Annotated in this window: 23 protein-coding genes, 9 tRNA genes and 1 other RNA gene; 8 read left to right on the top strand and 25 right to left on the bottom strand. The window is 64.4% G+C overall.

Annotated features, from left to right (window positions below; all coding sequences use genetic code 11):
- Positions 1–138 precede the first annotated feature (138 nt).
- Positions 139–231 (top strand) — tRNA-Ser (locus tag DT603_RS02565).
- Between the two features lie 42 nt (positions 232–273).
- Positions 274–370, top strand: an RNA gene (gene ffs / locus DT603_RS02570) — signal recognition particle sRNA small type.
- Between the two features lie 74 nt (positions 371–444).
- Here ffs and DT603_RS02575 read toward each other — a convergent pair.
- The 6 genes from DT603_RS02575 to DT603_RS02600 form a co-directional block, all read right to left on the bottom strand.
- Positions 445–879 carry a molybdenum cofactor biosynthesis protein MoaE gene (locus DT603_RS02575; RefSeq protein ID WP_162348260.1) on the bottom strand — a complete coding sequence of 145 codons (435 nt, stop codon included), beginning with the start codon at positions 877–879 and terminating at the stop codon, positions 445–447.
- Positions 880–960: 81 nt separating this feature from the next.
- Complete coding sequence (locus tag DT603_RS02580) at positions 961–1,206, bottom strand: MoaD/ThiS family protein (protein WP_211368265.1); 246 nt, start codon at positions 1,204–1,206, stop codon at positions 961–963.
- A complete protein-coding gene (moaC, locus tag DT603_RS02585) occupies positions 1,203–1,691 on the bottom strand; it encodes a cyclic pyranopterin monophosphate synthase MoaC (protein ID WP_162348262.1) in 489 nt (162 codons plus the stop codon). The genes DT603_RS02580 and moaC overlap by 4 nt, the downstream gene beginning before the upstream one ends.
- The gene (gene moaA, locus DT603_RS02590; protein ID WP_162348263.1) at positions 1,692–2,717 is read right to left on the bottom strand and encodes a GTP 3',8-cyclase MoaA; all 1,026 of its coding nucleotides are present in this window, start codon (positions 2,715–2,717) and stop codon (positions 1,692–1,694) included.
- A complete protein-coding gene (locus DT603_RS02595; protein WP_162348264.1) occupies positions 2,714–3,472 on the bottom strand; it encodes an MBL fold metallo-hydrolase in 759 nt (252 codons plus the stop codon). The genes moaA and DT603_RS02595 overlap by 4 nt, the downstream gene beginning before the upstream one ends.
- On the bottom strand, positions 3,472–4,221 hold the full coding sequence (locus DT603_RS02600) for a 3-deoxy-D-manno-octulosonic acid kinase (protein ID WP_162348265.1): 750 nt from the start codon (positions 4,219–4,221) through the stop codon (positions 3,472–3,474). Before DT603_RS02600 ends, DT603_RS02595 begins: the two co-directional genes overlap by 1 nt.
- Positions 4,222–4,240: 19 nt before the next feature.
- On the opposite strand from DT603_RS02600, the gene DT603_RS02605 reads away from it, so the two are divergent.
- Positions 4,241–5,299 (top strand): glycosyltransferase family 9 protein, encoded by a 1,059-nt coding sequence (locus DT603_RS02605; RefSeq protein ID WP_162348266.1) that lies wholly within the window; start codon positions 4,241–4,243, stop codon positions 5,297–5,299.
- Positions 5,300–5,317: 18 nt separating this feature from the next.
- Here DT603_RS02605 and DT603_RS02610 read toward each other — a convergent pair whose 3' ends face one another.
- The gene (locus DT603_RS02610) at positions 5,318–5,725 is read right to left on the bottom strand and encodes a DUF6165 family protein (protein ID WP_162348267.1); all 408 of its coding nucleotides are present in this window, start codon (positions 5,723–5,725) and stop codon (positions 5,318–5,320) included.
- Positions 5,726–5,967: 242 nt separating this feature from the next.
- Positions 5,968–6,057 (bottom strand) — tRNA-Ser (locus DT603_RS02615).
- Between the two features lie 210 nt (positions 6,058–6,267).
- Between DT603_RS02615 and DT603_RS02620 the strand changes: the two genes are divergently transcribed.
- Positions 6,268–6,972, top strand: coding sequence for a PP2C family protein-serine/threonine phosphatase (locus tag DT603_RS02620; protein ID WP_162348268.1), 705 nt, complete (start codon positions 6,268–6,270; stop codon positions 6,970–6,972).
- A 129-nt stretch (positions 6,973–7,101) separates the two neighbouring features.
- Here DT603_RS02620 and dnaQ read toward each other — a convergent pair whose 3' ends face one another.
- From dnaQ to DT603_RS02640, 4 genes are read right to left on the bottom strand one after another with little or no spacing between them, the layout of a single operon-like run.
- Positions 7,102–7,812, bottom strand: a complete 711-nt coding sequence (dnaQ, locus tag DT603_RS02625; protein WP_162348269.1) for a DNA polymerase III subunit epsilon — start codon at positions 7,810–7,812, stop codon at positions 7,102–7,104.
- Between the two features lie 9 nt (positions 7,813–7,821).
- The gene (locus DT603_RS02630; RefSeq protein ID WP_211368238.1) at positions 7,822–8,352 is read right to left on the bottom strand and encodes a GNAT family N-acetyltransferase; all 531 of its coding nucleotides are present in this window, start codon (positions 8,350–8,352) and stop codon (positions 7,822–7,824) included.
- 3 nt (positions 8,353–8,355) lie between these two features.
- The gene (rnhA, locus tag DT603_RS02635; RefSeq protein ID WP_162348270.1) at positions 8,356–8,808 is read right to left on the bottom strand and encodes a ribonuclease HI; all 453 of its coding nucleotides are present in this window, start codon (positions 8,806–8,808) and stop codon (positions 8,356–8,358) included.
- Positions 8,809–8,824: 16 nt separating this feature from the next.
- Positions 8,825–9,484, bottom strand: a complete 660-nt coding sequence (locus DT603_RS02640) for a hypothetical protein (RefSeq protein ID WP_246191523.1) — start codon at positions 9,482–9,484, stop codon at positions 8,825–8,827.
- Positions 9,485–9,549: 65 nt separating this feature from the next.
- Between DT603_RS02640 and gloB the strand changes: the two genes are divergently transcribed.
- The 3 genes from gloB to DT603_RS02655 all read left to right on the top strand — a co-directional run bounded on the left by gloB (position 9,550) and on the right by DT603_RS02655 (position 12,395).
- Positions 9,550–10,317: a hydroxyacylglutathione hydrolase gene (gloB, locus tag DT603_RS02645; RefSeq protein WP_162348271.1), complete on the top strand. Its 768-nt coding sequence runs from the start codon at positions 9,550–9,552 to the stop codon at positions 10,315–10,317.
- Positions 10,314–11,528 carry a lytic transglycosylase domain-containing protein gene (locus DT603_RS02650; protein ID WP_162348272.1) on the top strand — a complete coding sequence of 405 codons (1,215 nt, stop codon included), beginning with the start codon at positions 10,314–10,316 and terminating at the stop codon, positions 11,526–11,528. Before gloB ends, DT603_RS02650 begins: the two co-directional genes overlap by 4 nt.
- A gap of 75 nt (positions 11,529–11,603) precedes the next feature.
- Positions 11,604–12,395, top strand: a complete 792-nt coding sequence (locus DT603_RS02655) for an enoyl-ACP reductase FabI (RefSeq protein ID WP_162348273.1) — start codon at positions 11,604–11,606, stop codon at positions 12,393–12,395.
- Positions 12,396–12,480: 85 nt separating this feature from the next.
- Here DT603_RS02655 and DT603_RS02660 read toward each other — a convergent pair whose 3' ends face one another.
- From DT603_RS02660 to DT603_RS02720, 13 genes are all read right to left on the bottom strand, one after another.
- Positions 12,481–14,466 (bottom strand): SurA N-terminal domain-containing protein, encoded by a 1,986-nt coding sequence (locus DT603_RS02660; protein WP_162348274.1) that lies wholly within the window; start codon positions 14,464–14,466, stop codon positions 12,481–12,483.
- Between the two features lie 185 nt (positions 14,467–14,651).
- Positions 14,652–14,728 (bottom strand) — tRNA-Asp (locus tag DT603_RS02665).
- 25 nt (positions 14,729–14,753) lie between these two features.
- Positions 14,754–14,828: transfer RNA gene (locus tag DT603_RS02670), tRNA-Val, on the bottom strand.
- Between the two features lie 11 nt (positions 14,829–14,839).
- Positions 14,840–15,112 carry an HU family DNA-binding protein gene (locus DT603_RS02675; RefSeq protein ID WP_162348275.1) on the bottom strand — a complete coding sequence of 91 codons (273 nt, stop codon included), beginning with the start codon at positions 15,110–15,112 and terminating at the stop codon, positions 14,840–14,842.
- A 219-nt stretch (positions 15,113–15,331) separates the two neighbouring features.
- Positions 15,332–17,761, bottom strand: a complete 2,430-nt coding sequence (gene lon / locus DT603_RS02680) for an endopeptidase La (RefSeq protein WP_162348276.1) — start codon at positions 17,759–17,761, stop codon at positions 15,332–15,334.
- 120 nt (positions 17,762–17,881) lie between these two features.
- Positions 17,882–19,168 (bottom strand): ATP-dependent Clp protease ATP-binding subunit ClpX, encoded by a 1,287-nt coding sequence (clpX, locus tag DT603_RS02685; RefSeq protein WP_162348277.1) that lies wholly within the window; start codon positions 19,166–19,168, stop codon positions 17,882–17,884.
- A gap of 128 nt (positions 19,169–19,296) precedes the next feature.
- Positions 19,297–19,926 (bottom strand): ATP-dependent Clp endopeptidase proteolytic subunit ClpP, encoded by a 630-nt coding sequence (clpP, locus tag DT603_RS02690; RefSeq protein ID WP_162348278.1) that lies wholly within the window; start codon positions 19,924–19,926, stop codon positions 19,297–19,299.
- A 66-nt stretch (positions 19,927–19,992) separates the two neighbouring features.
- Positions 19,993–21,285 (bottom strand): trigger factor, encoded by a 1,293-nt coding sequence (tig, locus tag DT603_RS02695; RefSeq protein WP_162348279.1) that lies wholly within the window; start codon positions 21,283–21,285, stop codon positions 19,993–19,995.
- Between the two features lie 315 nt (positions 21,286–21,600).
- Positions 21,601–21,686 (bottom strand) — tRNA-Leu (locus DT603_RS02700).
- A 74-nt stretch (positions 21,687–21,760) separates the two neighbouring features.
- Positions 21,761–21,836 (bottom strand) — tRNA-Lys (locus tag DT603_RS02705).
- A gap of 66 nt (positions 21,837–21,902) precedes the next feature.
- Positions 21,903–21,979: transfer RNA gene (locus DT603_RS02710), tRNA-His, on the bottom strand.
- A 28-nt stretch (positions 21,980–22,007) separates the two neighbouring features.
- Positions 22,008–22,084: transfer RNA gene (locus DT603_RS02715), tRNA-Arg, on the bottom strand.
- A 61-nt stretch (positions 22,085–22,145) separates the two neighbouring features.
- Positions 22,146–22,222: transfer RNA gene (locus DT603_RS02720), tRNA-Pro, on the bottom strand.
- Positions 22,223–22,381: 159 nt separating this feature from the next.
- On the opposite strand from DT603_RS02720, the gene DT603_RS02725 reads away from it, so the two are divergent.
- Entirely contained in the window at positions 22,382–23,140 is a 759-nt protein-coding gene (locus DT603_RS02725) for a Bax inhibitor-1/YccA family protein (RefSeq protein ID WP_162348280.1), read from the top strand.
- Positions 23,141–23,145: the final 5 nt, after the last annotated feature.

Here is a 23,145-nt window from a genome sequence, read left to right on the forward strand (position 1 = left end):
TCCCGACCCGCCGCCACGGGCCCGGATAATGAACGGCCAGGTGAACCGCGCTCCACCCGGAACGCGGGACTCGCATTAAGTCGCCGCGCCAGCTAGAATTCGCGGCCCTGAAAGCGGCTTTGTGCGCCTTCAGGTCCCGGAGAGGTGTCCGAGCGGTTGAAGGAGCACGCCTGGAAAGTGTGTAAGCGTCTAAACCGCGCTTCGGGGGTTCGAATCCCCCTCTCTCCGCCAGTTTCATGGTGTCGCGCAACGCGCATCAGTCCTATGGTGGCCCTGTCGGCCCCTCGCGACGCTAGGTTGAAAACTCCGCCAGGGCCGGAAGGCAGCAACGGTATTGACTGATGCGGGTGCCGAGGTCAGCCGGCAGGGCTGCCACCTTCTGGCGGCATCCTGCTTACCCGGCCAGCCGTCGGGGACGGCGCGTCACGCAGGCAAATGCCGTAGTCAGTGTTCCGGTGGCGCAGGCGTGGGATGCAGCCAGCCTGCATCGCCTTCCCGGTAGCGCTCGTGTTTCCAGATCGGGACGCGCGACTTCACTTCATCGATGATGTAACGGCACGCATCGAACGCGGCGCCGCGATGGGCGGCACTGACCCCCACCCACACCGCAAGCTCGCCGACGGCCAGTTCCCCGATCCGATGCACGCAACGCGCATCGACAATGGCGAACTTCTCGAAAGCTTCCCGTAGCACCCGCTCGCCCTCCTTCCGGGCCAGCTCGGCGTAAGCCTCGTAACGCAGCCCGTCCACGGCGCGCCCGTCGTTGTTGTCGCGCACCCAGCCCTCGAAGCTGGCGAAAGCGCCGGCCATCGGATGCTCAAGCGCGGCGCGCAGCGGTGCCATCAGGATGGGCGCCTCGGCAAGGTCGAATAGATTCATGCTCGCGCCAAGACTGAATTGGCCATTCGAGCATTTTCCGGCACATCGCGCGCGTCGACAACGAGGCAGCAGCACATCGCCCTAGCCTCCCGATACCGGCGGAATGAAGGCGATTTCGCTGCCATCGCGTACGCCATCGCCCCACCCCGCGAAGTCCCCGTCCATCGCCACCCGCAGGCGATTCACTGGCAGGCTGAAGCCATGGCGCGACTGCAGCTCGGCATACAGGGCCTGCAGGTCGGGCGCGCTCGACTCCACCTGTTCAGAGGCCAGGCCGCGGGTGTCACGCAGGCTGGCGAAATAGAGCACGGTCACCACGGCCATCAGGTGTCACCGAAATCATGCTTGCCGCCTCGCTTGCCCCGCAATTTCGCCGGACCGATCACGATGCGGTGCGAGAGCGCCTTGCACATGTCGTATACGGTCAATGCGGCCACCGTTGCACCGGTCAGCGCTTCCATCTCCACGCCGGTGCGATGGCTGGTCCGGACCGTGCACTCGATGTTGAGCACGCTGTCGCCCTTCCAGTCGATGAGGATGCGGCAGCCGTCGATCGGCAGCGGATGGCAGAAAGGGATGAGTTCGTGGGTGCGCTTGACCGCCAGCGTGCCGGCAATGATCGCGGTTTCCACGATGCCGCCCTTGGCGCTGCGCAGTCCGCTGGCGCGTAGCTGGGCCGCCACGTCGGCGGGGAAACGGACGCGGCATTCGGCCGTAGCCGCGCGCGCCGTCACTGCCTTGGCGGATACATCCACCATGGCCGGTAAGCCAGCCGCGTCGATATGGGTCAGCGTTTTCTTGCGTGCCGGCATTCAACCCCCGATGAGGAACATTTCAACGTGCCGCCCGCTGACCGCATCGCGTTCACCACGCAGCTCGCTGTAGCGGTCGGCGCGTCGCGACCAGAGTGCGCCGAGGTGATCCGAAAAACCGGTTTCTCCCAAGGCAAGCTTGCCGCGCAGTGGGGTTCCCTCCGAGGCGAACAGGCAGGTGAACAACCTGCCATCAGCTGACACCCGGGCGCGATGGCAATCGCCGCAGAAGCTTTCGCTGACCGAGCTGACGAAGCCCAGCTCACCCGTGCCATCGGTGAAGCAATAGCGCTTGGCGACTTCGCCGCGATAGTTCGCACCCACCGGCTGGATGTCCCAGTGCCGGGCGATGCGGTCACGCAGTTCCGCCGAAGTGACCACCTGTCCGCGCTGCCAGCCGTTGCAGGTCCCCACGTCCATGTACTCGATGAAGCGCAGCACATGGCCACTGCCGCGGAAGTGTTCGACCAGCGGCAGTACCTGGTCCTCGTTGATCCCGCGCTGGACCACGCAGTTGATCTTCAGGGACTGGAATCCTGCACGCACGGCGGCGTCGATGCCCTGCAGCACGTCGGATACTTCACCGCGACCGCCCGACATGGTGCGGAACAATCCCGTGTCCAGCGCATCCAGGCTTATCGTCAAACGCCGCAATCCCGCGGCATGCAGGGCGGCGGCATGGATGGCGAGCAGTGACCCGTTGGTGGTCAGCGCCAGGTCGTCGATGCCCGGGATCGTCGCCAGCCGCGCAACCAGCTCAGGCAGGCGCTTGCGCAGCAGCGGCTCACCGCCGGTCAGGCGCAGCTTGTTGACGCCGATACGCGCAAAGCCGCGCACCAGGGTTTCAATCTCGTCGAAGGACAGTCGCGCAGCCGAGTCCAGTCCGTAGTCATCAGGCACCTGCTCTGCGGGCATGCAGTAACCGCAGCGGAAATTGCAGGCTTCGATCACCGACAGGCGCAGATCGCGGAGCGGCCGGCCGCGCCTATCCACGGGCCAGGTCGGTGCTTGCAGTACGGCGTTCATTTCAGGGGAATGGAGCTTGCCAGGGGCTCGCGCAAGGCTACCACTTCACCCCTGTTGGCCACGCGATGACCACGCGCGCGCAGCAGTTCGCCGTCGGCTTGGCTGGCGTAGTGGTAAAGCAGGCAGCGCGCCAGCAGCTCGGAGTCGTATTCACGCTCCAGGTCATCGATGCCGCTATGCGAAGGATTGCCGTGCAGGCTGCAGTCGTGTGCGACCAGCTCGCCGGCATCGGCGTACCTGGCCAGCACCTCGGGGATCGGCCGGGTATCGCCGGTCCACACCAGGCTGCCGGGCAGTCGCAATCCATAGGCGCTTTCCGGCCAGTGGTGACGGGCCGCGAATACCTCGAGGCGCACGCCGTCATGCCAGAAGGAGCTTCCGACCGGAATGACGTGGAACGCATCCCAGAAATTCACCCCGCCTTCGGCCAATGCGTTCGGATATTCGCCCACGCGTTTGTGCAACAGCGGCACGACCGTGGCGGGCACATACAGCCTGACCTTGCCGCGCCGCGCCGGATCGAACCAGCTGGCGACGAACAATCGCTCGAAGCCCGCGACATGGTCCAGGTGGGTGTGGGTAATGAACAAGGCCTGCGGCATGGAGCCGTAGTGCTGCAGGTAGGCCGTCAGGCCCTCGGCGCCGCAATCGATGGTCAGCCAGGGCGCGCCGTCGCGCTCGATGGTGGCGTTGGCCGATCCCAGCTCCACCGCCGAGGCATTGCCCACGCCGAGGAAACGCAGTGCCCAGCCCATCAGAATCCCCGCTGCCAGGCGATGTCATATGCACCTCGCAGGCGCGCGAAGTCCTGCAGCACTTCCTCGCGGCTGCGCTTGCCGCGCAACTTCAACAGCGAGCGCTGCAGACGAACCAGATTGTTTTCGCGCCAGCGCGTAGCCGGAATGCGCAGGGCGCCGCGGTCGAAATCGATCAACCAGCCCTTGCCCTGCGGGTTGAACAACACGTTGTGCGCATTGAGGTCGGCGTGGTCAAGGCCCTTGCGGTGGAACAGTGCGACCAGCCGCCCGGTCTCTTCCCATGGGGCGTCGCTGCCCGCGACCTGTGCGCGGTCGGCCAGTGATCGCACATCGGGGATGCGTTCGATCAGGATCGAGGCGCGATAGCTCATGCCGTCGCGTACATAGCTGGCGGCAATGGGGCGTGGCACCGGCAAACCCTTGGCCAGCAGTGCGCGCGTAAGGCGGAATTCCTCGAAGCTGCGGGTCCGATTGGCACCGTGCCACAGGTACTGGTCACGGCTGAGCCTCGCCGCCCAGCCGCCGCGCAGGTACTGCCGCAGCAGGCTGGCGCCGAATGGCGCATCCACGAACCAGGCTCCGCCGCGGCCACCACTGGCGACCGGACGCGCAAGCTCGCCCCACCGGGACGGCACGAACCAGTCGGGATCGACTTGTCGCATCTGCTTGGAGTCGAACAGAATTGCGCCCCATCGGCTATCTTCGCGAAAGGGCGTCATGGATTCCGTGGCGTCAAAATCGACCATGCCCGGAGTCTAACAACACTTGTCGACCAATCCCTTATCGAGTAATCCTTCATCGCTCTGCCTGCTGCGCCTGTCGGCCCTGGGTGATGTGACCCACGTGGTGCCGTTGGTGCGCACGCTGCAGCACGCGTGGCCGCGGCTGCAGCTGCACTGGATCATCGACAAGGGGGGACAGAAACTGCTCGAGGGGCTGCAGGGCGTCACCTTCCACACCTACGACAAGCGTAGCGGGCTGGCGGGCATGCGCGCCCTGCGCGCCCAATTGCCCGAGGAAGGTTTCGATGCGCTGCTGCAGATGCAGGTCGCTTTCCGCGCCAACGTGTTGTCGGCCTTCGTGCCCGCAAGGCGTCGCATAGGCTATGACCGCGCGCGTGCCAAGGACCTGCATGGCTTGTTCGTCAACGAACGCATCCCCGACCGGCCGGGCATCCATGTGCTCGATGCCATCGGCAGCTTCTGCGAGCCGCTGGGACTGAAACAGCAGGAAGTCGTCTGGAACCTGCCCGTACCCGACTCAGCGCGCGATTGGGCGCATGCGCAATGGGCGGATGACGGTGCTCCGGTGCTGATGATCTCGCCCTGCTCCAGCCATGTCCGCCGCAACTGGTATCCGGACCGCTATGCGGCCGTGGCCGACCACGCCGCCGCAAGGGGCTGGCGCATCGTGCTGTGCGGGGGTCGCAGCGAACTGGAGCGCAGCACCACCGATGCAATCCTTGCCGCGATGAACGCGCCAGCGCTGGACCTGGTGGGCAAGGACACGCTCAAGCAGCTGCCGGCCCTGCTGGAACGGGCCGACCTGGTGATGACACCGGATTCGGGACCGATGCATATCGCCAATGCGATGGGCACCAAGGTGTTGGGGCTGCATGCGGCCAGCAATCCGCTTCGAAGCGGCCCCTATTCGGACGTGCGTTATTGCGTGGACAGGTACGACGCGGCGGCGCGCAAGTTCCTGGGCAAGGACGCGCAGGCATTGAAATGGGGCACCAAGATCGAATTCGACGGCGTCATGGAGCTGATCAGCACTTCCGATGCCATCGACGCGTTCGAGCGCCGTGTCGCCGACCAGGCCTGACGGGACCTGCTGCACCCCTCAGGCTGCGGAATCGGGCCGGTAGTCCTGGTAGGACTTCTCTTCCACGTAGCTGGACCCCAGCGCCAGGTTGATGTCCTTCTTGATCCGGGCGCGCTCGTCGTTCTGGAAGTAGACCGCACGTGCCAGACGGATGAACTCGGCATCGAATTCCTGGGCTTTTTCCTTGATGCGGATGTCGTCCTCGATGGCCCACAGCCGCTCGTTCACCGCCTTGAGCCGGGCGCGCAGTTCGACGATGTTGTTGCCAGCGGCGGGATGCGCCATCCAGGTCGTCTCCAGCGCCGACAGCTCGTTGCGCACGTTGGCAAGCTTGGTCTCGTCGCTCATGCGCTCGGACTTGATTTGCAAAATGGCGATCTTGTCGAGCAATTCGCCGAATGAAACGGGGGCCTGGATTTCGGACATGGGGCTTCCACTCTTTGCAGGAAGCCGGATTCTAAGGGGTCGGCCGGTACCTGGCCTAACCGGCGAGATGCAGACCGGGCAGGCCATGCCGGAAGACGATGCGCGTAATCGCCTTTTGCCGCAGCGAGGCGGACTTGCCCATGATCGGAAGGCTGCCCCATGAAGAGCCTGGCGCCTGCGCCGGATCCAGGCCAGCAGCCCCCAGAATGCAAAAGCCCCCATGCGGGGGCTTTTGACTTGTCTGGCGGAGAGGGTGGGATTCGAACCCACGGTTGGCTTACACCAACGCCTGATTTCGAGTCAGGTACATTCGACCACTCTGCCACCTCTCCGGTCGCCCCGCCCTGTTGGCCGGGGAGGTGAATGATACGGGGCGGGCACCCCCGGGACAAGCGGGCGCGGTGCAAAAGCATGCGTCCCACCGCCCTTGCCAGACCAATCCGGCCTGGAGGGCCGGAATATCTTGATGCATGTCCCGTTCGCCACGATGATGTCGTTAGAGCCGATACGGACTATCGGATCACGACCATCTACAGGGCGCCATGATCGAATTCGGACACCTCACCCACGTGGGCCTGCGTCGCGACTTGAATGAAGACACCTATTACGGCGACAGCGAGCTGGGTTTGTGGCTGGTGGCCGATGGCATGGGTGGGCACGCCTGTGGCGAGGTCGCCAGTGCCCTGGCGCGGGAAACGATCGTCCGCGAAATCCGCGACGGCACGCCGCTGGCCCAGGCCATCCGCATTGCCGACGAAGAGATCATCCGCACCTCAAAGCGTCGCAACGACACCCTGCCGATGGGCACCACGGTGGTGGCCGCCCGCGTCAACGGCAACCGTTTCGAGGTGGCATGGGTCGGTGACAGCCGTGCCTACCTGTGGCGCGACGGCAACCTGGCCCAGCTGAGCCAGGACCACAGTTACGTGCAGGAACTCATCGCCCAGGGCGCCCTCACCAGCGAACAGGCGCGCTCGCACCCGCACCGCAACGTGGTGACCCAGGCACTGGGCGTGACCGATCCCAACCACCTCAACGTGGAAACCATGACCGGGGAGCTGAAGCCGGGCATGCAGTTGCTGCTGTGCAGCGACGGCCTCACCGAGGAAGTGGACGACAAGGGCATCGCCAGCACGCTGCGCCACGACGACTGCAGCGCCCAGGAATGCGTGGATACGCTCATCGCCGCGGCGCTGGACGGAGGTGGCTCGGACAACGTCACTGCCATCCTGGTGCGCTGCCACTGAGCCCACCCGCGCAACTGCGGAATGGCGTCGGGCATCGGGCGGCGGCCTGCTCCTGATTCCGCAAAAGATCATGTGGAAAGCAGCCGGGCAAGCTCGGTTGTACGGCGTGCGTCAACACGGCCGCAGGATCTACAGGGCTACGGCGTCCCAGAGGCAGCGGTCACCCGATTTCTTGCGCAGGACTGCAAGCCGGCCTTCATGGGCCAGCATTTCGATGTCGCTGATCAGCACCCGCGGGCGGATGCCCTGCGCTGCCCCGGCAAATACCGGCACCGCCGATGCGGGCTGCACCGGTTCGTCGCCGCCGAAGCCGATCTCGCTCTGCCCCGCGGTCATGTGCAGGTAGACCTCGCACAGCAATTGCGCATCGAGCAGCGCGCCATGCAGCTGGCGGTGCGCGTTGTCCACGCCCAGGCGCCTGCACAGCGCGTCCAGTGAATTGCGCTGGCCGGGGAAACGCTGCCGCGCCATCAGCAGGGAATCCTCGACCTGCACGCGGTCGCGCAGCCGGCCGTAGCGCTCGCCGAGCAGCGACAGTTCGTTGTCGAGGAAGCCGACGTCGAAGGCCGCGTTGTGGATGATCAGGTCCGCACCGTCGATGAACGCCAGGAAGTCGTCGGCGATATCGGCGAACAACGGCTTGTCGGCAAGGAATTCCAGGCTGAGGCCGGTGACTTCGGCCGCGCCCTGCTCGAACTCGCGCTGCGGATTGATGTACTGGTGGTAGGTATTGCCGGTGGGGCGGCGTTCCATCAACTCGACGCAGCCGATCTCGACCACTCGGTTGCCTTTCTTCCATTCCAGCCCGGTGGTTTCGGTATCAAGGATGATCTGGCGCATGCGTCGAGCTTACCCTGCGGCTGTGGAAGCGAACAGCTTGAGCTCGATGTCGTCAGGTGCTAGCCGCACCATCTTTTCGAACCGGAAATCGAGTTTCTGCAGCACGCGGATGGAGCCGGCATTGCGCGGATCGGTGATGGCGACGATGCGACCGATGTGCAGCCTTGCGCGGGCTTCCGCCAGCACTGCCCTGGCGGCCTCCACCGCATAACCGAGGCCACAGAATTCGGGAAGCAGCGCGTAGCCCAGGTCGGCGTCCTGCAAGGTGGCGCGCTTGACCAGGCCGCACAGGCCCGCGGTTTCCCCGCTGGCCTTTACCTGCACCCGGTAAAGGCCGAATCCATGGGTCGCATAGCTCGCCATCGGTCCCTTGCGCAGGTAGCCGCGTGCATCCTCCGGGCTATGCACGCCGCGATCGCCTATGTTCTCCAGGAAGCTGGGCTCGTTGAGCAGGCGATAGATGAAGGCCACGTCGCCAGGTTCGTCGGCGGACAGCTCATGCAGCGACAGCCGGGCGGTTTCCAGGATGGGCCGGGGCACCGTTCAGGCCACCGGCCTGAGGTCGCGATAGCGTTCGGCCGCTTCGCGCGCCAGCAGGTCCACGCGTTCGTTGTCCGGATCGCCGGAATGGCCCTTCACCCACCGCCACTCGATGGTGTGACGCTGGGTCGCGGCATGCAGGCGTTCCCACAAGTCGCGGTTCTTGACCGGAGCGCCGCCTGCGGTCTTCCAGTTGCGCCGCACCCAGTTACCCATCCACTCGGTGATGCCCTGGCGCACGTACTGCGAATCGGTCTGCAAGCTGCCGCGGCAGGGCTCGCTGAGCGCTTCCAGGGCCATGATCGCGGCCATCAGCTCCATGCGGTTGTTGGTAGTCAGCGCCTCGCCACCGGCCAGCTCTCGTTCGCGGCCCTGGTAGCGCAGCACGGCGGCCCAGCCGCCGGGGCCGGGATTGCCCAGGCAGGAGCCGTCGGTATGGATTTCCACTTCCTTCATTGGTCGTTCTTCTCTCTCATGCGGGTGCGGCGCCGGCTTGCCATTGGCGCTTGACCGGGGCCGGCGGGATAAGGGCAGCAGTACGGTTTTCCATTTCCAGCAGGCAGCTGGCGCGCAGGCGGCGAGTGGCCAGTGCCTGCGGGTGGGCGGAGGTTCGCCAGATCGGTCCCAGGTAGGTGGTTCCCTCGCCACAGGGCTGCAGACCCAGCGCGCGCAGGCGCATTGCCCAGGCCTGCGGATCGCGTGGCTGCAGGCCGCTGCGACGCCAGCGGGCGCGATACGGACTCCAGGGATTGAGCACGAACAGCCACAGGCGTCCGCCCGGTTCCAGCACGCGCGTGCATTCGTCCAGCAGCTCGTCCCGGCCATCGTCCAGCACGTGCTGGAGGATCACGTTGCCGATCGATTCGTTGGGCAGGGGAAGGGGCAGCCCGCATTGCAGGCTGCCGGCATAGCGATCGCCGCGGGGATGCAGCCACAGGCTCCGCGCCGGCAGGTCGGGACCCTGCGGGGAGCCCGGTTGCGCCGGACCCAGCCACAACCAGGGCTGTTGCGCCGGACGTGTCACCAGGGCAGCGCGAATGATGTCCTGCTCGGCTGCCAGTACCCCCAGGCCACGGGGGGTCTCGAACCAGGCCATGGCATCGGGTTGACGGCTGATCTGCAGGACAGGCATGGTCGGAATTGTAGAGGACGGCTGAAGACGTCGCCCCGCGGACTGACTCCACGAACCGGTGACCGATGCGCCTGACCGCCCTGACTGCATTCGAAGACAACTACATCTGGGCGCTGGTCGACGATGAAGGCAATGCCGTGATCGTGGACCCTGGCGACGCCGCACCCGTGCTGGCGGCCAGCGAGCTGGGGCTATGGCCGGCGGGGGTGCTGATCACCCACCATCACGCCGACCATGCGGGCGGGCTTCCCGCCCTGCGCCAGCGCTGGCCCGCCCTGCCGGTGTTCGCGCCGGAAGATCCGCGCATTCCGGAGGCCACGGAGCGGGTCGGGGAAGGCGCCCGGTTCCATTTGAACGGCTGGGATTTCCAGGTGCTGGCGGTCCCCGGCCACACCAGCAGCCACATCGCCTTCCATGGGGTGGAGGGGCACCTGTTCTGCGGGGACACCCTGTTCAGCCTGGGCTGCGGACGCCTGTTCGAAGGTACCCCGTCACAAATGCTGGCCTCGCTGGAGCACCTCGCGGCCCTGCCGGGTGCCACCGCCGTATGCTGCGGCCACGAGTACACTCTGGCCAACGCCGCCTTCGCCCGGGCCGTGGACCCCGCCAACGACGCCCTGCGTCGCCGCACCGAGGAAGCCCAAGCCATGCGCACTGCCGGACGCCCCACCCTGCCCTCCACGCTCGCCACTGAGCTGGCAACCAATCCCTTCCTGCGGGTCGACACCCTGGCCATCCGCGATGCGGTGTCAGCTCGGCTGGGCCGGGAGCCCGTCGACCGCGTGGAAACCTTTGCCGAACTGCGGCGCTGGAAGGACGGATTTCGCGCATGAGGGCACGCGCCGGCCGTGCCTGGCTGCTGTCGTGCGTACTCGGATTGGCGGGTCTGTCCCAGGTGCAGGCCGCTGCACCGTCGGGAACTACCGGTCCGGATGTGACGATATCGACAGGTGCTGCCACCGGCGGCACCCCGCCCCTGCCAGTGGAGCCGCTGCCCGCATCGAACCAGCGCAACGGGCGTGAGATCTACGAAGAGTTCCGCCACGGGCTGGCCGACCCCCGCTGTGATGCCTCCACCACCAGCGTTCGCTGGAAAAAGCATTTCGGCCACGCGCCCGGCCAGCTCGCTCGTGCCAACGACGATCTCCTGCCCCTGTTCGGATACGTGGTCGATGCGTTGCGCGCAGCTGACCTGCCGACCGAATTCGCCCTGATTCCCTTTGTCGAAAGCGGCTACAAGCCGGGCGCCCGCAGCGCCAGCGGGCCCGCCGGACTCTGGCAGTTCATCGGCGTGACGGCGCGCAATCACGGCGTTTCGATGCGGGCTGGCTACGACGGCCGCCTGTCGCCAGTCGACTCGACCCAGGCGGCAGTGCGCTACCTGAAGACACTGCACGGGATGTTTGGCGGCGACTGGCGCTTGGCCGTGATGGGCTACAACGCGGGTGAATACAGGATCCTGCAATCGATGCGCCGCGCCGGCATGAACGCGCAGAACGCCAAGGCCGCGCAATTGCCGGGCCTGTCCGCCATCACCTACGCCTATGTCGAGAAGTTGCACGCGTTGGCCTGCATCCTGCAGCTGGCCGATGACCGCGAGGAATGGCTGCGAACGCTTGACCGGCCCGTTCCGCGACTTGCCTCCCAGACCCTGCCGGGCGACGTGGCCAGCCTGGAAAGCTGGGCCACCAGGCAGGGCCACGACCCCTCACTTTTGCGCAGGCTCAATCCCGCCCTTGCCGGTGGAATTTCTCCAGGCAGCAAACCGATGCGCGTACTTGCGCCATCGGATGCCAGGCCCAGCCGCGCAATCGACTACATCGCCCAAGCGCCCGCGCGCACCGAGGCAACCATGCCAGCGCCCGCGCAAGGCTCCAGCCCCGGCGGTTCCCACACCGTACGTCGCGGCGAATCGGCGTGGACCATCGCGCGCCGATACGGCATGCAGCCGCAGCAGTTGCTGGCCCGCAACGGCCTGGCCAGCAGTGCGGTGCTGAAACCGGGCATGGTGTTGAAGCTGGAGGCTGATGCAGGCGGAAGATGACCCGCGCACCAGTTGCCATGTCCAGGTAGCGAAAAGTGGCAAAATGGAGCCATTGCTCAATCAGTGAGAAAGTCCATGGGTTTCCTGCAAGGCAAGCGCGCACTCATCACCGGCATCGCCAGCGACCGTTCCATCGCGTCGGGCATTGCCGAGGCCATGCATCGCGAAGGCGCGGAACTGGCCTTCACCTACCAGAACGATCGACTCAAGTCGCGCGTTGAAAAGGCGGCGCTTGAATATGGCAGCAAGATCGTACTGCCGCTGGACGTGACAGACGATGCACAGATCGCAGCGTGCTTCGAGCAACTGGGCCAGCACTGGGACGGCTTCGACATCCTGGTCCATGCCATCGCATTCGCTCCGCGCGAGGCAATTACCGGCGGCTTCCTGGACGGCCTGACCCGCGAGAATTTCGCGCTGGCCCATGATATTTCGGCCTATTCGCTTGCCGCACTGGCCAAGGCCGCGCGCCCCGCCATGCAGGGTCGACAGGGCGCGATCCTGACGCTCAGCTACCTGGGTGCCGAACGCGCCCTACAGAACTACAACGTGATGGGCGTGGCCAAGGCCAGCCTCGAGGCCACGGTGCGCTACCTGGCACTCAACCTCGGGCCCGAGGGCATTCGCGTCAACGCGGTGTCGGCCGGCCCGATCAAGACCCTGGCGGCAGCCGGCATCGGTGGTTTCCGCAACATCCTTGGACACGTGGAAGCGTACTCGCCGCTGCGCCGCACCGTGACCATCGAGAACGTCGGCAACGTGGCGGCCTTCCTGTGCTCGGACCTGGCGGCCGGCGTCACCGGCGAAGTGACCTATGTGGATGCCGGTTACAACATCCTTGGGATGACCGGTATCGGCGACGAATAACCGCTCGCCGACCACAAAAAAAGCCCGGCAATGCCGGGCTTTTTTATTCCAGCCCCCCCGGGGCCGACTCCTTGCAGGCTGCCCCTTACAGGCGATCCTCGTTGCGCGCCACCCTGAAAATCTTGCGCAGGGACTTCACGAACGCTTCAACCGCCCCTGCACCCTGCACCTGGGCGACCTGCTGCTGCAACTGCTTGCGGTTCTCCTCGGGAATCTTGGCCAGTTCGCCCTGATTGACCTTGTTGACCACGAACACCGCGTAGGCGCCATTTTCCAGCTTGGCCTTGGCAGCGGACACCTTGCCCGGCACGGGCGCTGGCGCCTCGAAGATGGCCTGGTTGATTTCAGGCGAAGGCACCGGTTGCCCGCGCGGAATGCCAGGCAGTTCGCCTGTCTGCAACTTGCCCGCCGCCGCGATGGCCTGCAAGGTCTCTCCCTTTGCGATGCGCGCCAGTATCGCGTCAGCGGCCGCCTCGGCCGCCTTGGAGCTGCGGTCCGCGCGGATTGCAGCTACGACGGCATCGCGCACCTGGGCCAGCGGCTGGGCCTGTTCCGGAACATGCTGCAACACGCGGATCACCACGCTGTGATTCGGGCCGAGTTCGATCGGATCGCTGACCGTGCCGTCCTGTACCAGCGTCTCGGAGAAGGCCGCGCGCAGCACCGCCGGATTTGCCGCGATTCCCGAGGCCGTGGCGCGCGAGAACGGGCCGATGCGCTGCACCGGCAAGCCCACGTTCCGGGCCGCCGGCCCAAGCGCGGTCGGGTTCTTCAGGACTTCGTTGACCAGGCGCCCGGCAAGTTCGTTGTAGGCGCGGTCGCCTTCCGCCTGGCCCTGCTCGCGGGCCAGCTCGTCACGGACTTCCTCGAATGTCTTGCCCTGGCCGGGCTTGATCTCACGCAACTGCAATACGTGATAGCCGAAATCGGTCTTGACCGGGCCCCGGATTTCCCCGGCCTGCATCGAGAACAGCGCATCGTCGAAAGGCTTGACCATGACGCCCTTGTCCACCCAACCCAGGTCGCCACCGGCGTCCTTGGAACCCGGATCCTGGGAGTTGGCCTTGGCCAGTGCCGCGAAGTCGGCGCCCGGCGCCTTGGCCTGCGCAGTGAGCGCGTTGGCCTTGTCTTCGGCAGCCTTGCGGGTCGCCGCATTCGCGTCCTCCGGCACCGTGATCAGGATGTGCGAGGCATGTCGCTGTTCCGCTGACATGAAGCGCGCCTTTTCCTGCTCGTAGCGCTTGCGCAACGCGGCCTCGTCTACCGGCGCAGCAGTGGCGGGCAGCTTGGAACCGTCAACCTCGACGTATTCGATGGCTACCGACTCACCCTGCTTGAAGTCGGATTGGTGGCTGTCGTACCAGGCCTTGGCCTGCGCATCGCTTACCGCTGCGGCGGCTTCGTCTGCGGCCGGTGCCGGCACCGCGACGATGCTGACATCACGGGTTTCGAACAGCAGCTTTGCCAGGCGGTCGAATTCCTTGGGCGTCACGAAGTCCGACTGCCGGATTCCCGTCGGCACCAGCTCTTCCTGCATGCTCTGGCGAATCTTGTTCTGGAACTCCACCGGGGTCATCGCCGGCGTCTGCGAGGACAGCATCAACGCGTAGCGCGATGCATCGAACTTCCCATCCACCTGAAATGCAGGTTCTTCGGCGATAGCCTTGCGCACCACCGCGTCGCTCACCACGATGCCTGAGCGCTTCGCCGCAAGGGCAAGCACCTTCTGGTCGATCAGTCGCTCCAGCACCAGCAACTTGTTCTCGGGGGTTTCGAAATCCCGCGGGTCGAAGTTCTCGCCCATCGCCTGCCGCTGCTGCTGCCGCGCCTGCTCGAATCCAGCACGGAACTCCTCGCTGGTGACTTCTTCGTGTTGCCACAGCATGGACAAGGGCCACCAGCCTGGCGCCGATTGCCACCAGGTGGGCGGTGCCTCGACCTTGGCCACGGCGCTGTCCTTGCCTCCGCCCATGTATTCGTTCACGCCGACAAAGGCGAATGGAACAATCAGCAAACCCAGGACGGCGGTCGCAATCCAGCCGGAAGTCTTGTCGCGGAGTTTCTGCAGCATCGTGGAGTCAGGCCCGGTTCGTAAGCCGCGCAGTTTAGCGCGCTTCGACGGCTTCCCAAAACGCAATGGAAGCGGGAAGCCCCTGTTCCACCCGCCCTGCAGGAAGGCGGGCCGGGCCATTGCGGACCGGGGAGAAGAACCCGAATACACAAAGGGCGCCCTAGGGCGCCCTTTGTGCTCAAGAATGGCGGAGTGGACGGGACTCGAACCCGCGACCTCCGGCGTGACAGGCCAGCATTCTAACCAACTGAACTACCACTCCGCGTTGAACTGTTGCTTGGTGCTGATGGTGGGTGCTGAGGGTTTCGAACCCCCGACCCTCTCCGTGTAAGGGAGACGCTCTACCGCTGAGCTAAGCACCCAAGCGAGTTGATTAGTTTACGGCATCCTTCAGAGCCTTACCAGCCTTGAACGCAGGATTTTTCGATGCAGCGATATTGATGGTGTCGCCGGTCTTGGGATTGCGGCCGGTGCGGGCAGCGCGCTCGCGCACCTGGAAGGTACCAAAGCCCACTACGGTGACGTTGTCGCCCTTCTTCAGCGCTTTGGTCACGGAAGAAATCACGGCGTCAACAGCGCGCGCCGCATCGGCCTTGCTCAGGTCGGCGCTTTCTGCGACGGCATCGATCAATTCGGTTTTGTTCATCTTGGAGACTCCCTGTGCGGCATTGCCGCGGAATAAGTGATCGGGCATCGCCAGCGCTGTGGTCTGGCGATGATCCGAGCGAGTGGACCGTGAGGCGCATCATCAAAGCGGGCGCCCGCGGGTCATGCAGTTATACCAGCGGGCAATAACCCACGCAACCTGAAAACCCAACAACGGCGCGGGTTTCGCGGTAATTTCCCTGGCTTTGCCAAGCCTGTTTCAATGCTTGACGTCGGTCTGCACCGATGCCTTGCCGGACTCGCGCACCGGCACTTTCTCGCCGCCCCCCGAAGCAGCCGGAGTCAATGGACGCTCCAGGGCCAGGTCCAGCACCTCGTCGATCCAGCGCACCGGTACGATCTTCATGCCCTGGGTGACGTTGGCCGGGATATCGGCCAGGTCCTTGCGATTCTCTTCAGGGATGATGACTGTGGTGATGCCACCGCGAATGGCCGCGAGCAGCTTTTCTTTAAGCCCACCGATGGCCGAGACCCGTCCGCGCAAGGTGATCTCGCCGGTCATGGCCACGTTGGCGCGAACCGGGTTCTTGGTAAGCGTGGATACCAGTGCCGTGGCCATGGCGATGCCCGCGCTCGGACCATCCTTGGGAGTGGCGCCATCCGGCACATGCAGATGCACGTCCTGCTTCTGCAGGAAGTCGGTATCGATGCCCAGGCTCTCGGCGCGCGAACGGACCACCGACAACGCAGCGGAAGCGGACTCCTTCATCACATCGCCCAGTTGACCGGTCAGGGTCAGGCCTCCCTTGCCCGGCACCAGGCTGACTTCGATCTGCAGCAGGTCCCCGCCGACCTCGGTCCATGCAAGCCCGGTGACCAGGCCGATCTCGTTCTGTTCCTCCGCGCGACCGTAATCAAAGCGGCGCACGCCCTGGTATTTTTCGAGGTTCTTGGAAGTAACACTGACGGCTGCAGTTTTCTTCTTCCCGGGCCTGGGGCCAGCCAGGGCAATTTCCTTTACCACCTTGCGGCAGATCTTGGCGATCTCGCGCTCCAGGTTGCGCACGCCGGATTCACGCGTGTAATAGCGCACGATGTCGCGGACGGCGCTCTCGGCGATCTTCAGTTCCTCGGGCTTCAGCCCATTGGCCTTGAGCTGCTTGGGAACCAGGTAGCGCTCGGCGATATTGAGTTTTTCTTCCTCGGTGTAGCCCGGGATCCGAATCACTTCCATGCGGTCGAGCAACGGGCCGGGAATGTTCAGGGTATTGGACGTGGCCACGAACATCACTTCGGACAGGTCCAGGTCCACTTCAAGGTAGTGATCGTTGAAAGTGTTGTTCTGCTCCGGATCCAGCACTTCCAGCAATGCCGAGGAAGGATCGCCACGGAAGTCCATCGACATCTTGTCGATTTCATCCAGCAGGAACAGCGGGTTCTTGCTTCCCGTCTTGTTCAAGTTCTGCACGATGCGGCCGGGCATGGAACCCACGTAGGTACGACGGTGCCCACGGATCTCGGCTTCGTCGCGCACGCCTCCCAGCGACATGCGCACGAACTTGCGGTTGGTGGCCCTTGCAATCGATTGCCCAAGCGAAGTCTTGCCTACCCCGGGCGGCCCCACCAGGCACAGGATCGCTCCCTTCATCTTGGTCACGCGCGATTGCACGGCCAGGTATTCCAGGATGCGTTCCTTGACCTTCTCCAGGCCATAGTGATCGGCATCCAGCGTGTCCTGGGCGACCTTGAGGTCCTTGCGTACCTTGGTGCGCTTCTTCCAAGGCACGCCCAGCAACCAATCGAGGTAGTTGCGGACCACGGCAGCTTCGGCCGACATCGGCGACATCTGCTTGAGCTTGTTGAGCTCGGCCTTGGCCTTGGCTTCCACGGGCTTGGGCATGCCGGCCTCGGCGACCTTACGCGCCAGGTCCTCGAGTTCATTGGGCGCGTCATCGAGTTCGCCCAGCTCTTTCTGGATCGCCTTCATCTGCTCGTTGAGGTAGTACTCGCGCTGGCTCTTCTCCATCTGCGACTTGACCCGGCCGCGGATGCGCTTTTCCAGCTGCTGCACGTCGATCTCGCCATCGACGAAACCGACAAGCAGCTCCAGCCGATCGGCCACTTCGATGGTCTCCAGCAAGCGTTGCTTGTCACTCAGTCGCACGCCCAGATGGGCGGCAATGGTGTCGGCCAGGCGGCTGGGCTCGTCGATCCCTGCAAGGGTCTGCAGCAGTTCGGGCGGCAGCTTGCGGTTCGTCTTGACGTACTGCTCGAACAGGCTCAACAGCGACCTTGCCACCGCTTCGACTTCACGTCCTTCACGCAGGTCGGTCGAATCGATTTCCTGGCCGCGACCGTAAAGGGAGCCATCGCGCTCACTGACTTCGGTGACATTGACGCGAGCGGTGCCTTCGACCAGCACCTTGATGGTGCCGTCGGGTAGCTTCAGCAACTGCAGGACCTGCGCCAGGGTACCGATCGAATACATGTCGTCGGCGCCCGGGTCATCGGTTTCGGCCGACTTCTGCGCCAGCAGCAGGATGCGCTTGTCCGCCTCCATGGCCTGCTCAAGTGCGCGCATGGATTTGTCGCGGCCGACGAACAGCGGGATGACCATGTGCGGGAAGACCACGACGTCGCGCAGCGGCAGCACCGGCAGGTCGAGGAGGTGGGAATCGGAACGGGCCATGCGTGCTCCAGCAAAATGCGGACAAGGCGGTGCAATGCACCATGGCCCCGTTATGGGGCCATCTGCGAAGGGATGCAAGTGGGGCTGGAAAAGCCGTTGCGGTTCAACGGCTTGGGCGGCTTATTCGGCCGAGGCAACCTTGGGCTGCGGGGGCGTGTTCTGGTAGATCAGGTAGGGCTCGGACTTGTGCTCGATCACCGATTCATCCACTACCACCTTGCCGACGTTTTCGAGGGAAGGCAGGTCGTACATGGTATCCAGCAGAACCGACTCGACGATGGTGCGCAGGCCGCGCGCGCCGGTCTTTCGCTTCAGCGCCTTGCGGGCGATCGCGGACAACGCATCGGGACGGAACTCCAGCTCCACGCCTTCCATGTCGAACAGTTTCTTGAACTGCTTGGTGATCGCGTTCTTGGGCTCGGTCAGGATCTTGATCAGGGCGGGCTCGTCGAGTTCCTCGAGGGTTGCCACGACCGGCAGGCGGCCGACGAACTCGGGGATCAGGCCGAACTTGATCAGGTCCTCGGGCTCGACTTCCGACAGCACCTTGCCCATCTCGGCCTTGATGGTGGAGCTCTTGATCTTGGAACCGAAACCAATCCCGCTGGCCTCGGTCGAGCGCTGCTGGATGATCTTGTCCAGGCCAGCGAACGCACCGCCGCAGATGAAAAGTATGTTCTTGGTGTCCACCTGCAGGAATTCCTGCTGCGGATGCTTGCGCCCGCCCTGCGGCGGCACGCTGGCCACCGTGCCCTCGATCAGCTTGAGCAGCGCCTGCTGCACGCCTTCGCCGGACACGTCGCGGGTAATGGAGGGGTTCTCGCTCTTGCGCGAGATCTTGTCGATCTCGTCGATATAGACGATGCCCTGCTGCGCTTTCTCGACATCGTAATCGCACTTCTGCAGCAGCTTCTGGATGATGTTTTCAACGTCCTCGCCCACGTAACCGGCTTCGGTCAGCGTGGTGGCATCGGCAATGGTGAACGGCACGTTGAGCAGGCGGGCCAGCGTCTCGGCCAGCAGGGTCTTGCCCGAGCCGGTGGGACCGGCCAGCAGGATGTTGGACTTGGCGAGCTCGACCTCGTCGTTCTTGCTGCGGCTCTCGATGCGCTTGTAGTGGTTGTACACGGCCACGGCAAGGGTCCGCTTGGCGCGCTGCTGGCCGATCACGTACTGGTCCAGGACCTCGAGGATCTCGCGGGGCTTGGGCAGGCTGCTGCGTGCCGACTGGGCTTTTTCCTCGAGTTCCTCGCGGATGATGTCGTTGCACAGCTCCACGCATTCATCACAGATGAACACGCTCGGGCCCGCAATCAGCTTGCGGACTTCGTGCTGGCTTTTGCCGCAGAACGAACAGTAGAGAATCTTGTTGCTGTCGCCGGAACGGCTTTGCCGATCTTCGCTCATGTTTCGGTTGTCCAGTCACCCGACCCGTCGAGCGGGTGTTCGGTTTGAGAATAGCAGTTCCGGCCGGGGCATGTAGGCATCGGCAGGAACGAGTTTCCAGGGGGGCTTGCGGCGTAATGCAGCGTAAGTCAGCCAGCCTGGATGGAGTCTTCCGGACGCCGTTCCAGGACCTGGTCCACCAGGCCGTAAGCCACGGCATCGGCCGCGCTCTTGAAATTGTCGCGTTCAGTATCGCGGGCAATGGTCTCGAGCGACTGGCCGGTGTGCTTGGCCATGATCTCGTTCAGGCGCTGGCGCATTGCCAGGATTTCACGTGCCTGAATATCGATATCGGTGGCCTGGCCCTGCGATCCGCCAGAAGGCTGGTGGATCATGACCCGCGAGTTCGGCAAGGCGTACCGCTTGCCGGCGGCACCGGCCGAAAGCAGCAGTGCACCCATGCTGCATGCCTGGCCAACGCAGATCGTGCTCACGTCCGGCTTGATGTACTGCATGGTGTCGTAGATCGCCATCCCCGCGGTGACCACGCCACCCGGCGAGTTGATGTAGAAGCTGATGTCCTTTTCCGGGTTCTCGGCTTCCAGGAACAACATCTGGGCGACGATCACGTTGGAAACATGGTCGTCCACGCCGCCCACCAGGAAGATCACCCGCTCCTTCAGCAGGCGCGAATAGATGTCATACGCCCGCTCGCCGCGGCTGGTCTGTTCGACCACCATCGGGACCAGGTTCAGTGCTTGTGGCTGGATATTGCTCATTGTGTGCTTGGACCTGGTTGAGGGCGGGAAGCCCGGGGGATCGCACCCGGACACGGTCTGCGTCGCTTACTGGCGAATCGCTTCCTGGAAGGAGAGCGCCTGCTCGGTGTGCTGGGCGCGCTCGGCGATCCAGTCGATCACCTGCTCTTCCATCACGCGGTTCTGCAGTCCACCCATCAACTGGGGGTCATTGCGGTACAACTCAATGACCTGCTGCGGCTCTTCGTAAGTGGAGGCGATAAGACGCAACGTCTCGTTCAGGCGCTTGGGGTCCAGGCGCAACTGATTGCTACGCGCCACTTCGCCGACCAGCAGGCCCACCAGGACGCGCTTGCGCGCGGCATCCTTGAAGCCTTCATGGGCGTCGGCCGGCACCTGCAGCTGCTGGCCGTTGCGCTGGGCCTGCTCGACCTGCTGCTGCAACATGGCGCGCGCTTCGTTCTCGACCAGGCGCGGCGGCATCTCGACATGGGAGTAAGCCGCAATCAGCTGTTCACCGACCTCGCGGCGCAGGCGACCCATCAGCGCGCCCTTCAACTCGCGCTCCAGGTTGGTGCGGATGTCGGAGCGGAACTGCTCCACGTCGCCACCCTTCACGCCAAAGCTCTTGACGAAGTCCTTGTCCACTTCCGGCATCACCGACTCGGAAACCTCGGTGGCCTTCAGGTACACATGGACCTGGCGGCCGGCCAGCTGGGCCACGCGCCAGTCCGACGGGAAATTGACGGTGATGTCCTTTTCCTCGCCCTTGGACATGCCTACCAGCGCGTTTTCGATCTCGCTGTACATCACGCCGGAACCGATCAGGGTGGCGCCCTTCTCGATGCCCTCGGCCGGCAGGCGCTCTTCGCCGGCCTGCGACCAGGTCTCCAGGGCCACGCGGTCGCCCTGCTGGGCAGCGCGCGGGACTGGCTGGAAGGTGCGGCGCTGCAGGCGCAGGTTCTCGATCATCTGGTCGATGTCGGCGTCGGCGACCTCGGCGGTGTGCCGGGTCACGCTGAGCTTGGACATGTCCACGTCACCGAAATCCGGCACCACCTCGAAAGTGGCGATCCACTCCAGTTCGCCGGCACCGGCCGGCTCAAGGCGGGGATTGCCGGCCAGTTGCAGGGCCTGTTCGCGCACGGCCGAATCGAAGGTCTCGCGCAACAGGCCGTTCAGGGCCTCGCTGCGGACCTGCTGGCCGTAGCGCTGCTCGATGACCTTCTGCGGGACCTTGCCGGGGCGGAAGCCCTTGATCCGGGTGGTCCGGGCCAGCTCGCGCAGGCGGCCGCCGATATGGGTATCCAGGCGCTCGGCCGGAAGGGTGAAGCTCATGCGGCGCTCGAGGTTGCCAAGCGATTCGACCGAAACTTGCATATCCACTGACTCCTGCGGCCACGGGAAGGCCCGCGGCACGATGTTGATGATCTGGTTTGGGGTGGCGCTGCCGGAGGACTGCGCGGGCACCGACGCAACGCAGTAGTTTCGCCGATTACGGGGCTGGCTGCCACTGCAAGCGCAGGATGTAGCCAGCCGGGGCATATTCAGGACCGCGACGGCGGGACGGACCCGCAGGCACTCCGGCAGGAAATCCACAGGGGTGGACGCGGCGCAGCCGGCCATCAGCCTCGAATCCCGGAATTCGCTGGCCCCCATCGGCGCTGGGCTGGCTGGGCAATCAGGCTGCAGGCCTGGTGCGAAAGGCGGGACTCGAACCCGCACGGGGATTACCCGTCAGAACCTAAATCTGGTGCGTCTACCAATTCCGCCACTTTCGCTCGGGCCCGTCCATTGTATCCATGCGCCCGGCCGGCCACAAAAAAGCGCCCGGCGGAACCGGGCGCTTCATGTTTGGTGGGCTGTGAAGGATTCGAACCTTCGACCTATTGATTAAGAGTCAACTGCTCTACCAACTGAGCTAACAGCCCTGAAACTGTCTGGAGATTGTAACAAGTCATTGCGGAATCAGTAACCCGCCGCGACAACTTTCGATATGGGGTGGAAGACGGGATTTGAACCCGCGACCCCCGGAATCACAATCCGGTGCTCTAACCAACTGAGCTACATCCACCATATTCAACACACACAAGATACCGCAGTGGCGCGCCCGACAGGACTCGAACCTGTAACCGCCGGCTTAGAAGGCCGGTGCTCTATCCGGTTGAGCTACGGGCGCCCGGTCCGGGATTGTCGCATCCAGCCAGGAGGACATCCTGTCCAGAGGCCAGCACCTGAAGTGGTCGGGGTAGAGGGATTCGAACCCCCGACCCTCTGGTCCCAAACCAGATGCGCTACCAGACTGCGCTATACCCCGACTCGGGCCCCGCGCTGCCGTACAGGCCAACAAGGCCGCGTATTGTCGGAACCTGCGCTGCTGCTGTCAAACCAGACATTCAGGCTGACGCGCCGCCGCAGCTTCCATGCGATATCCTCGACGCATGTGGACACCTGTCCAAACCAAGGGGCGCAAGCAATGATCCGTAGTGGTAATCCGGCACTGAAAGAATCCACCTTCCTTGACCTGGGTACCGGCGCGGTCGTATCGCGCGATGCCGGGGCGATGACCCTCAATGGCACCGTGAACAAGACCGGCATCCTGCTGTTGCTGGCCGTCATGACGGCCACTTTCGCATGGAGCCAGATCGAATTCACCGACGCAGGTCCGACCGGCGGCGGCCTGTACCTGTGGGGCGGGCTGATCGGCGGCTTCGTACTGGCCCTGGTCACCACCTTCAAGAAGACCTGGGCCCCTGTCACCGCGCCGCTGTATGCGCTGGTGGAAGGCTTTTTCCTGGGCGCCATCTCGGCCATGTACAACCACATGTACAACGGCATCGTGCTGCAGGCGGTGATGCTGACCATGGGCACGCTGTTCGCCCTGCTCTTTGCCTACCGCAGCGGCCTGATCAAGGCCACCGAGAACTTCAAGCTGGGCGTCGTGGCGGCCACCGGCGGCATCGCCCTGGTGTACCTGGCCACGATCATCCTGGGCATGTTCAACATCAACATCCCGCTGATCCACGAGTCGGGCCTGGTCGGCATCGGCTTCAGCCTGTTCGTCATCGTGATTGCCGCGCTGAACCTGGTGCTGGACTTCGACTTCATCGAGACCGGCGTCGAGCAGGGCGCGCCCAAGTACATGGAGTGGTACGGCGGGTTTGGCCTGATGGTGACGCTGGTATGGCTGTACATCGAGTTCCTGCGCCTGTTGTCCAAGCTCAACTCGCGCTGAGTAGC

It is taken from the genome of Pseudoxanthomonas gei, from assembly GCF_010119615.1.
Classification (GTDB): domain Bacteria; phylum Pseudomonadota; class Gammaproteobacteria; order Xanthomonadales; family Xanthomonadaceae; genus Pseudoxanthomonas_A; species Pseudoxanthomonas_A gei.